The organism is Streptomyces sp. NPDC054840 (assembly GCF_053611065.1).
Genome location: NZ_JBSGZP010000007.1, coordinates 25,082 through 34,458 on the forward strand (window position 1 = coordinate 25,082; position 9,377 = coordinate 34,458).

Genomic DNA, 9,377 nt, shown 5'->3' on the forward strand with positions numbered 1-9,377 from the left:
CCGGAAGTAGCCGTCGCCTGCGCACCGGGCGAGGTCGAAGTCGGCGAAACCACTAGGTGCTCTGCCGGCTGAGCTACACCGGCCCGAAGCCGGTGACGGGACTAGAACCCGCCGCCCGATCATGAGTCGAAGCAGGTGCCGCCACGCATGTACGTCAGACCCGCGCCGCCGAGAGCAGGGTGGGCACCATGACCTCGTCGCCGTCGACCGCGCGCGACAGCGGGACCCACACGAGTCCGACCATCCGCGGGCAGTCGCACGTGAGGTCCGCGTCGACGCCGAGGACCGGCTCCCCGGACTCGACCTCCACGCGGAAGCACGAGGTCCGGCCCGAGGGGTAGGGCGCTTCGTACGCGTACCGCGCGCCCAGGGTGCGCAGGCCCGTCTCCTCGGCGACCTCCCGCCGGACCGCGTCCTCGGGCTCTTCGCCCTCTTCCAGACCGCCGCCCGGCAGGGTCCAGTACTCCGGCCCGTCATGCCGGCCCGTGGCACCCAGGCCCCGCTCGCGCACCATCAGGACGCAACCGTCGCGGATGATCACGGCGGCGACCCGGCGCCGCTCCGTCACGCCCGGTCCTGCAGAAGCCGCTCCCGCGCCTCCATCAGCGCGAAGCCCAGCAGGTTCAGCCCGCGCCAGCGCGCCGGGTCCAGCGCGCGCTCGTCGTCGGCCGCCAGCCCGATGCCCCAGATCCGGTCCAGCGGGCTCGCCTCCACCAGCACCCGCTTCCCGGTGCCCAGCAGATACCCGGCCAGCGCCGGGTCCGAGCCGAACTTGTGCACGCTGCCCTCCACCACCAGGGCGAAGCGCTCCCGCTCCCATATCGCGTCGTCGAAGCCGCGCACGAGGCGCCCGACCTTCTTCGCGGCCGCCGGGCTCTTCGCCTCCACCGCGGCCCGCTCCGCCTCGGCATCGCCGAAGAGCCGGGCCTTGCCGGCCATCATCCAGTGCTCCGCGGTCGCATATCGGACGTCACCGACAGTGAAAGAAGCAGGCCACCACTGGCTCAGGCAGCTGGGGCCGAGCCGGCCGTCCGGCTGCGGGCGGTGGCCCCAGAACGGCAGGTACTTCACCCGCTCACCACGGCTGACCTGCTTGATCAGTTCGTCCATCGTCTCCATGCACGCGAGTCTGGCAGCCGCCACTGACACTTCGTACGGGATTTCCGGTGCGCTTCGACACATGGTCGACCGATTCCGTCGCGTAATCAAAAGGAAACAACGGAATCACTTGGCCGAGGGCATCACCTCTGCCAGGATCGGCACTCAATTCGAGCTGTAGCTCGAACTGTAGCTACGGAGAGCGTGAGAGCGTCATGGGCAACCGCTTCCAGGTCAAGGACCGCTTCGCAGGCGGCGCGCAGTACATCGACGGGCAGCTGAGGCCCGGCACCTCCGGACAGTCACACACCGTGATCGATCCGGCGACCGGCGACGAGGTCCTGACCTACGAGCTCGCGAGCACCGCGGACGTCGACGAAGCCGTCGCCGCCGCCAGGAGGGCCTTCCCGGGCTGGTCCGGCGCCACTCCCGGCGAGCGTTCGGACGCCCTGCACCGGCTGGCCGCCGTACTGGCCGAGCAGGCCGAGGACTTCGCGTACGCCGAGTCCCTCCAGTGCGGCAAGCCGATCAAGCTGTCCACGGAGTTCGACGTACCGGGGACCATCGACAACACCGCCTTCTTCGCGGGCGCGGCCCGGCACCTCCAGGGGCAGGCGGCCGCCGAGTACTCCGGCGACCACACCTCGTACGTACGCCGCGAGGCCATCGGGGTCGTCGGCTCGATCGCGCCCTGGAACTATCCGCTCCAGATGGCCGCCTGGAAGGTCCTCCCGGCGATCGCCGCGGGCAACACCATCGTCCTCAAGCCCGCCGAGCTGACCCCGCTGACCTCTCTGATGTTCGCGCAGGCGGCCAAGGACGCGGGCCTGCCCGACGGTGTGATCAACATCGTCACCGGTGCCGGCCGCGAGGCCGGAGAGCACCTGGTGGGCCACCCCGACGTGGTGATGACCTCCTTCACCGGCTCCACCGCCGTCGGCAAGCGGGTCGCCGAGATCGCCACCGCCACCGTCAAGCGGCTGCACCTGGAGCTCGGCGGCAAGGCCCCCTTCCTCGTCTTCGACGACGCCGACCTGGAGGCCGCCGCGCACGGCGCCGTCGCGGCCTCCCTCATCAACACCGGCCAGGACTGCACGGCCGCCACCCGCGCCTACGTCCAGCGCCCCCTGCACGACGCCTTCGTCTCCCGGGTGGCCGAGCTGATGGAGAGCGTCCGCCTCGGCGACCCCTTCGCGCCCACCACCGACCTCGGACCGCTGGTCTCGCACGCCCAGCGCGACCGGGTCGCCGCCTTCGTCGACCGCGCCCGCGCCTACGCCACCGTCGTCACCGGCGGTGAGATCCCGGCGGGGGACCTGGCCGAGGGCGCCTACTACCGGCCCACCCTCATCGCCGGGGCCGCCCAGGACAGCGAGGTGGTCCAGTGCGAGATCTTCGGCCCGGTCCTCGTCGTCCTGCCCTTCGACACCGACGACGAGGGCATCGCGCTGGCCAACGACACCCCGTACGGACTCGCGGCCTCCGCCTGGAGCCGTGACCTCTACCGGGCGAACCGGGCCACCCGCGAGATCAAGGCGGGCTGCGTCTGGGTCAACGACCACATTCCGATCATCAGCGAGATGCCCCACGGCGGCTACAAGGCCAGCGGCTTCGGAAAGGACATGTCGGCCTACTCCTTCGAGGAGTACACGCAGGTCAAGCACGTGATGTACGACAACACCGCGGTGGCCGAGAAGGACTGGCACCGCACCATCTTCGGGGACCGTCCGTAACCATCCGCGGCTCATCGCCGCATGGGCCCACCGCCTGACCAGCGGTACACCTCCCGAAAGGGCACAGCGCATGAAGCAGTTCGAGCCCGACCGCCTCTCGGCGGCGCAACTCGCCGCGATGCGGCGCAGCATTGACAGCGGGCGCGGCGCCCTCACCCGCCGCTCGCTGCTGCGCGCCTCCGGAGTGGGAGCGCTCACCCTCGGAGGGCTGTCCGCCCTCACCGCGTGCGGGATCCCGCCCGCCAAACGTGAGGGCGATGCGGCAGTGGCCTCCGACGACCACTCGGCCCAGGAGAAGGAGATCAACTTCTCCAACTGGACCGAGTACATGGACACCAGCGAGGACGAGAAGAGCCGTCCCACGCTGGAGGAGTTCACCAAGCGGACCGGCATCAAGGTCAAGTACACCGAGGACATCAACGACAACGTCGAGTTCTTCGGCAAGGTGCGCCCCCAGCTCGCCGCCGGCCAGGACACGGGCCGCGATCTGATCGTCGTCACCGACTGGCTCGCCGCCCGCATCATCCGCCTCGGCTGGGCGCAGAAGCTGGACCCGGCGCACCTCCCGCACGCCTACGCCAACCTCATCCCACAGTTCCGCACCCCCGACTGGGACCCGGGCCGGTCCTACAGCTACCCCTGGACCGGCATCGACACCGTCATCGCCTACAACGAGAAGGCGACCGGCGGCAAGAAGGTCGACTCCGTCACCCAGCTGCTCGACGACCCCTCCCTCAAGGGCCGCGTCGGCTTCCTCACCGAGATGCGCGACAGCGTCGGCATGACCCTGCTCGACCAGGGCAAGGACCCGGCGACCTTCACCAGCGCGGACTTCGACGAGGCCATCGGCCGGCTCCAGAAGGGCGTGGACAAGAACCAGATACGCCGCTTCACCGGCAACGACTACACGTCAGACCTGGACAAGGGCGACCTCGCCGCCTGCCTCGCCTGGGCCGGGGACATCATCCAGCTCCAGGCCGGCAACCCGGACATCAAGTACGCCATCCCCGCCCCCGGATACATCACCTCCAGCGACAACCTGCTGGTCCCCGCCAAGGCCCGGCACAAGGCCAACGCGGAGAAGCTCATCGACTTCTACTACGAGCCCGAGATCGCAGCCCAGCTGGCCGCGTACATCAGCTACGTCTGCCCGGTCGAGGGCGTCAAGGACGAACTGGCCAAGATCGATCCCGCGCTCGCGGACAACCCCCTGATCGTCCCGGACAAGGCGATGGCCGCCAAGGCCCACGCCTTCCGCTCCCTCACCAGCGAGGAAGAGACGGCGTACGAGGAGAAGTTCGCCAAGCTCATCGGCGCCTGACGCACGCCTTGCGGCGGGCCCGCCGGACCGCGGTGGCGATCGCCGGACCTGTTCGGCGGCGGCGCGGCCCGGCCGGCCCCGCCGAGCCTTCGACCCCTTGCCCCACCCAACCCCGGGACCATCCATGACTGACAAGACCGCGGGCGGCGACGTCCGCCTCTCCGGGATCAGCAAGCACTACGGCACCTTCACCGCCGTGCACCCGCTGGATCTCACCATCCCCCAGGGCTCCTTCTTCGCCCTGCTCGGCGCCTCGGGCTGCGGGAAGACCACCACCCTGCGCATGATCGCCGGCCTGGAGGAGCCCTCCACCGGCACGGTGCACCTCGGCGACCGGGAGGTCACCGACCTGCAGCCGTACAAGCGACCGGTCAACACGGTCTTCCAGAGCTATGCGCTCTTCCCGCACCTGAACATCTTCGAGAACGTCGCCTTCGGGCTGCGCCGCCGCGGCGTGAAGTCGGTCAATAAGCAGGTCGACGACATGCTGGAGCTGGTCCAGCTCGGCCAGTTCGCCCAGCGCAAGCCGCACCAGCTCTCCGGTGGCCAGCAGCAGCGCGTGGCCGTCGCCCGCGCGCTGATCAACCACCCGCAGGTGCTGCTCCTCGACGAGCCGCTCGGCGCGCTCGACCTCAAGCTGCGCCGTCAGATGCAGCTGGAGCTGAAGCGGATCCAGACCGAGGTGGGCATCACCTTCGTGCACGTCACGCACGATCAGGAGGAGGCCATGACCATGGCCGACACGGTCGCGGTGATGAACGGCGGCCGCGTCGAGCAGCTGGGTGCCCCCGCCGAGCTGTACGAGAACCCGGGCACCACCTTCGTCGCCAACTTCCTCGGCACCTCGAATCTGATCGAGGCCTCGGTGGACTCGGCCGGCTCCGAGGTCGTCGTCTCCGCCTCCGGTACGAAGCTCCGGCTGCCCGCGGCCCGCTGCGCCACCTCCCCCCGTGCGGGCGGGAAGCTGCTGGTCGGGGTACGCCCGGAGAAGATCTCCCTGGTCCACGCCGATGAGGAGCACACCATCGGGGCGGGCCGGAACAGGATCACCGGCCGGATAGCCGATTCCTCCTTCATCGGCGTCTCCACCCAGTACGTCGTCGACAGCCAGGTCTGTCCCGAGCTGGAGGTGTACGCCCAGAACATCGAGCGGGACTCCCGCCTGGTGCCGGGCGCCGAGGTGATCCTGCACTGGAACCCGGAGCACACCTTCGGCCTGGACGCCTCCCAGGACATCGACGCCGGTGTCGAGACGGTGGAGGAGAGCGCATGACGACCACCGCGGCGCCGCCCCGGACGCCCGCCGCCACCGAACCCCCGGCGCACAAGGCGTCCCTGCGCAAGCGGCTGATCCCGTACTGGCTGCTGCTCCCCGGCATCCTGTGGCTGCTGGTGTTCTTCGTGCTGCCGATGGTCTACCAGGCCTCCACCTCGGTGCAGACCGGCTCCCTCGAAGAGGGCTTCCAGGTCACCTGGCACTTCGGGACCTACTGGGACGCCTTCACCGAGTACTACCCGCAGTTCCTGCGCTCCCTGCTCTACGCCGGCACCGCGACCGCGCTGTGCCTGCTGCTCGGGTACCCGCTGGCCTACCTGATCGCCTTCAAGGCGGGCCGCTGGCGCAACCTGCTGCTGGTCCTGGTCATCGCCCCGTTCTTCACCAGCTTCCTGATCCGCACTCTGGCCTGGAAGACGATCCTGGCCGACGGCGGCCCGGTGGTCGCCGTCCTCAACAGCATCGGCTTCCTCGACGTCACCAGCTGGCTCGGCATGACCGAGGGGAACCGGGTACTGGCCACGCCGCTCGCGGTGGTCTGCGGTCTGACCTACAACTTCCTCCCCTTCATGATCCTGCCGCTGTACTCCTCGCTGGAGCGCATCGACACCCGCCTCCACGAGGCGGCCGGGGACCTGTACGCCCGCCCCGCCACGGTCTTCCGCAAGGTGACCTTCCCGCTGTCCATGCCGGGCGTGGTCTCCGGGACCCTGCTCACCTTCATCCCGGCGAGCGGCGACTACGTGAACGCCGAACTGCTCGGGTCCACGGACACCCGGATGATCGGCAACGTCATCCAGTCGCAGTACCTGCGGATCCTCGACTACCCGACGGCGGCCGCGCTGTCCTTCATTCTCATGGCGATCGTGCTGATCATGGTCACCATCTACATCCGCCGAGCGGGGACGGAGGACCTGGTCTGATGCGCAATCCCCTCACCTGGCTCCGGCGCAACATGGTCGTCATCGCGGGCCTCGGCACGCTCGCGTACATGATCCTGCCCAACGTCGTCGTCACCGTCTTCTCCTTCAACAACCCGACCGGGCGGTTCAACTACGCCTGGCAGGAGTTCTCCCTCGACGCGTGGAAGGACCCCTGCGGGGTCGCCGACATGTGCGGGTCGCTGTCGCTCTCGCTCCAGATCGCCCTGTGGTCCACCCTCGTCGCGACCGCGCTGGGCACCGCGATCGCCTTCGCGCTCGTGCGCTACCGCTTCCGGGCGCGCGGCGCGGTCAACTCGCTGATCTTCCTGCCCATGGCCATGCCCGAGATCGTGATGGCGGCCTCGCTGCTCGCGCTCTTCCTCAACATGGGCATCCAGCTGGGCTTCTGGACGATCCTGATCGCCCACATCATGTTCTGCCTCAGCTTCGTCGTCGCCGCCGTCAAGGCGCGTGTCCTGTCCATGGACCCGCGGCTGGAGGAAGCCGCCCGCGACCTCTACGCCGGCCCGGTGCAGACCTTCGTACGGGTCACCCTGCCGATCGCGGCACCCGGTATCGCGGCGGGCGCGCTGCTCTCCTTCGCGCTCTCCTTCGACGACTTCATCATCACCAACTTCAACTCGGGCAACACCGTCACCTTCCCCATGTTCGTGTGGGGATCGGCCCAGCGCGGTACGCCCGTGCAGATCAACGTCATCGGTACAGCGATGTTCGTCATCGCGGTGCTGGTGGTCCTGGCCGGCCAGATGGTCGGCAACCGCCGCAAGAAGGCACAACCGAAGTAATTCGGGAAAGCACGGCACGTCATCAGTTCCGTAGGGAGTTGGAAGACATGGCCCCAGTCGCCATGCGTAGTGTTGCGAAATCCCTTTCCGAAGCGAAGCCGGTCTCGTACTGGCTGGACGACCCCGGCAAGCCGGCCCCCGAGCCGGCGCTGACCTCCGACGAGCGCTGCGACTTGCTGGTCGTCGGCGGCGGTTACAGCGGACTGTGGACCGCGCTGATCGCCAAGGAGCGCGACCCGGGGCGGGACGTCGTACTGATCGAGAGCAAGGAGGCGGGCTGGGCCGCCTCCGGCCGCAACGGCGGATTCTGCGCCGCCTCCCTCACCCACGGCCTCCGCAACGGAATGGCCCGCTGGCCCGGCGAGCTGGCCGCGCTGGAAGAGATGGGCGCCCGCAACCTCGACGCCATCGAGGAGGCCGTCGCCCGCTACGGCATCGACTGCGACTTCGAGCGGACCGGCGAGATCGACGTCGCCACCGAACCGCACCAGGTCGAGGAACTGCGCGAACTGCACGAGGAGGCGCTGCGCCTCGGCCTCGCCGACGGCTCCGAGTGGCTGGACGGCGAGGCGGTGCGCGCCGAGGTCGACTCCCCGACCTTCCTCGCGGGCCTCTGGGACCGGGACGGCGTGGCCATGCTCAACCCGGCGAAGCTGGCCTGGGGCCTCAAGCGGGCCTGCCTGGAGCTCGGGGTGCGGATCTACGAGAACACCCGCGGCCTGAAACTGGCTTCGGCCGGTTCCGGGATGACCGTGACGACCCCCTACGGAACGATCCTCGCGCGCCGGGTCGCCCTCGGCACGAACATCTTCCCCTCGCTGGTCCGCCGGGTCCGCCCGTTCACCGTCCCCGTCTACGACTACGCGCTGATGAGCGAGCCGCTCGACGAGGCCCAGCTGGCCGCGATCGGCTGGAAGCGGCGGCAGGGACTCGGCGACAGCGCCAACCAGTTCCACTACTTCCGGATCACCCGCGACCACCGGATCCTGTGGGGCGGCTACGACGCGATCTACCCCTACCGGGGGAAGCTCGACTCCGAGTACGACCACCGCCCCGAGACCTACCTCAAGCTCGCGGAGCACTTCTTCACCGCTTTCCCACAGCTGGAGGGGCTGAAGTTCAGCCACGCCTGGGGCGGCGCGATCGACACCTGCTCGCGCTTCTCCGCCTTCTTCGGCACCGCGCACGCGGGGAAGGCGGCCTACGCGGCCGGCTACACCGGCCTCGGCGTGGGGGCCACCCGGTTCGGGGCGGACGTGATGCTGGACCTGCTGGACGGGCTCTCCACCGAGCGCACGCGGCTGGAGATGGTGAGGTCCAAGCCGATGCCGTTCCCGCCCGAGCCCTTCGCCTGGACCGGGATCGCGCTCACCAAGTGGTCGCTGGCCCGCGCGGACGCCCGCGGCGGACACCGGAACCTGTGGCTCAAGACGCTGGACCGCTTCGGCCTCGGCTTCGACAGCTAGGCCGTCTCTTCCGGATCTTGGCGGGTGAGCCCGGGTCGTCCGGTGCGGTGCCTCGCAAGGCGGAGGGGCTCCCGTGTACCGGACGTACTCGGGTGTCCCGACAACGCGGCGAGGGGCCGTGCCGGGCGGGCCGGGCCCGGCAAGATCCGGAAGAGACGGCCTAGGTGTACTGCCCTGTGAGGTCGTGTCCACGAAGGAGCGCCGGCTGCCCGAAGGGCGGGCCCCGCGGCGGGTCCGGTGGCGTGCCTCGCACGGCGGAGGGGCGCCCGCGTACCGGACGTACCCGGGCGCGCCCGACAACGCGGCGAGGTGCGGTGCCAGGCGTCGCGGCAGGTGGGACCGCGCGGACACGACCTCAGATCGTCCGGACGACGTGCGGGACAGACACGGTGGGTCAGAAGCCGTGCCGGGAGCCGCCGTCGACGGGGAGCATGACGCCCGTCAGGTACGACGCCGCCGGGGAGAGCAGGAAGGCCGCCGTGCGGCCGAACTCCTCCGGGGCGCCGTAGCGGCGCAGCGGGATGCGGGACTCGTTCCCCGCCCGCGCGGCGGCGGCGTCACCGGACAGCGCGTCGAGCTCGCGCACCCGGTCGGTGTCGATGCGGGCCGGCAGCAGGCCGACGACCCGGATGCCGCGCGGGCCGAGCTCCAGCGAGAGGGACTTCGCGAAGCCCGCGAGGCCCGGGCGCAGACCGTTGGAGATGGTCAGACCGGGGATCGGCTCGTGGACCGAGCCGGACAGGACGAAGCCGAT

At 69.8% G+C, this 9,377-nt stretch carries 9 protein-coding genes; 6 read left to right on the plus strand and 3 right to left on the minus strand.

All coding sequences use genetic code 11. The annotated features are described in order from the left end of the window. Nucleotides 1–154: 154 nt before the first annotated feature. Together ACWGIU_RS01460 and ACWGIU_RS01465 are read right to left on the minus strand one after the other, a co-directional pair. Nucleotides 155–568 (minus strand): NUDIX domain-containing protein, encoded by a 414-nt coding sequence (locus tag ACWGIU_RS01460; protein ID WP_453701667.1) that lies wholly within the window; start codon nt 566–568, stop codon nt 155–157. Further along, nucleotides 565–1,119: an NADAR family protein gene (locus tag ACWGIU_RS01465; protein ID WP_453701668.1), complete on the minus strand. Its 555-nt coding sequence runs from the start codon at nt 1,117–1,119 to the stop codon at nt 565–567. The genes ACWGIU_RS01460 and ACWGIU_RS01465 overlap by 4 nt, the downstream gene beginning before the upstream one ends. A gap of 194 nt (nt 1,120–1,313) precedes the next feature. Here ACWGIU_RS01465 and ACWGIU_RS01470 point away from each other — a divergent pair, with 194 nt between their 5' ends. The 6 genes from ACWGIU_RS01470 to ACWGIU_RS01495 all read left to right on the plus strand — a co-directional run bounded on the left by ACWGIU_RS01470 (nt 1,314) and on the right by ACWGIU_RS01495 (nt 8,623). Further along, nucleotides 1,314–2,831, plus strand: coding sequence for a gamma-aminobutyraldehyde dehydrogenase (locus ACWGIU_RS01470; RefSeq protein WP_453701669.1), 1,518 nt, complete (start codon nt 1,314–1,316; stop codon nt 2,829–2,831). 70 nt (nt 2,832–2,901) lie between these two features. Beyond that, nucleotides 2,902–4,152 (plus strand): polyamine ABC transporter substrate-binding protein, encoded by a 1,251-nt coding sequence (locus ACWGIU_RS01475; RefSeq protein WP_453701670.1) that lies wholly within the window; start codon nt 2,902–2,904, stop codon nt 4,150–4,152. 124 nt (nt 4,153–4,276) lie between these two features. After that, entirely contained in the window at nt 4,277–5,425 is a 1,149-nt protein-coding gene (locus ACWGIU_RS01480; RefSeq protein WP_453701671.1) for an ABC transporter ATP-binding protein, read from the plus strand. Beyond that, a complete protein-coding gene (locus ACWGIU_RS01485; RefSeq protein WP_453701672.1) occupies nt 5,422–6,351 on the plus strand; it encodes an ABC transporter permease in 930 nt (309 codons plus the stop codon). The genes ACWGIU_RS01480 and ACWGIU_RS01485 overlap by 4 nt, the downstream gene beginning before the upstream one ends. Further along, nucleotides 6,351–7,157, plus strand: a complete 807-nt coding sequence (locus ACWGIU_RS01490; RefSeq protein ID WP_453701673.1) for an ABC transporter permease — start codon at nt 6,351–6,353, stop codon at nt 7,155–7,157. Before ACWGIU_RS01485 ends, ACWGIU_RS01490 begins: the two co-directional genes overlap by 1 nt. A 47-nt stretch (nt 7,158–7,204) precedes the next feature. Then, complete coding sequence (locus tag ACWGIU_RS01495) at nt 7,205–8,623, plus strand: NAD(P)/FAD-dependent oxidoreductase (protein ID WP_453701674.1); 1,419 nt, start codon at nt 7,205–7,207, stop codon at nt 8,621–8,623. Between the two features lie 394 nt (nt 8,624–9,017). Here the strand turns inward: ACWGIU_RS01495 and ACWGIU_RS01500 are convergent. Beyond that, on the minus strand, nt 9,018–9,377 hold a 360-nt coding region (locus ACWGIU_RS01500), incomplete at its 5' end, for an SDR family oxidoreductase (protein WP_453701675.1).

What these genes read in the sequence shown, in the direction of transcription:
- ACWGIU_RS01480 (WP_453701671.1), top strand. Translation starts at nt 4,277, where the DNA reads ATGACTGACAAGACCGCGGGCGGCGACGTCCGCCTCTCCGGGATCAGC.
- ACWGIU_RS01465 (WP_453701668.1), bottom strand. Translation starts at nt 1,119, where the DNA reads ATGGAGACGATGGACGAACTGATCAAGCAGGTCAGCCGTGGTGAGCGG.
- ACWGIU_RS01470 (WP_453701669.1), top strand. Translation starts at nt 1,314, where the DNA reads ATGGGCAACCGCTTCCAGGTCAAGGACCGCTTCGCAGGCGGCGCGCAG.
- ACWGIU_RS01475 (WP_453701670.1), top strand. Translation starts at nt 2,902, where the DNA reads ATGAAGCAGTTCGAGCCCGACCGCCTCTCGGCGGCGCAACTCGCCGCG.
- ACWGIU_RS01495 (WP_453701674.1), top strand. Translation starts at nt 7,205, where the DNA reads ATGGCCCCAGTCGCCATGCGTAGTGTTGCGAAATCCCTTTCCGAAGCG.
- ACWGIU_RS01485 (WP_453701672.1), top strand. Translation starts at nt 5,422, where the DNA reads ATGACGACCACCGCGGCGCCGCCCCGGACGCCCGCCGCCACCGAACCC.
- ACWGIU_RS01490 (WP_453701673.1), top strand. Translation starts at nt 6,351, where the DNA reads ATGCGCAATCCCCTCACCTGGCTCCGGCGCAACATGGTCGTCATCGCG.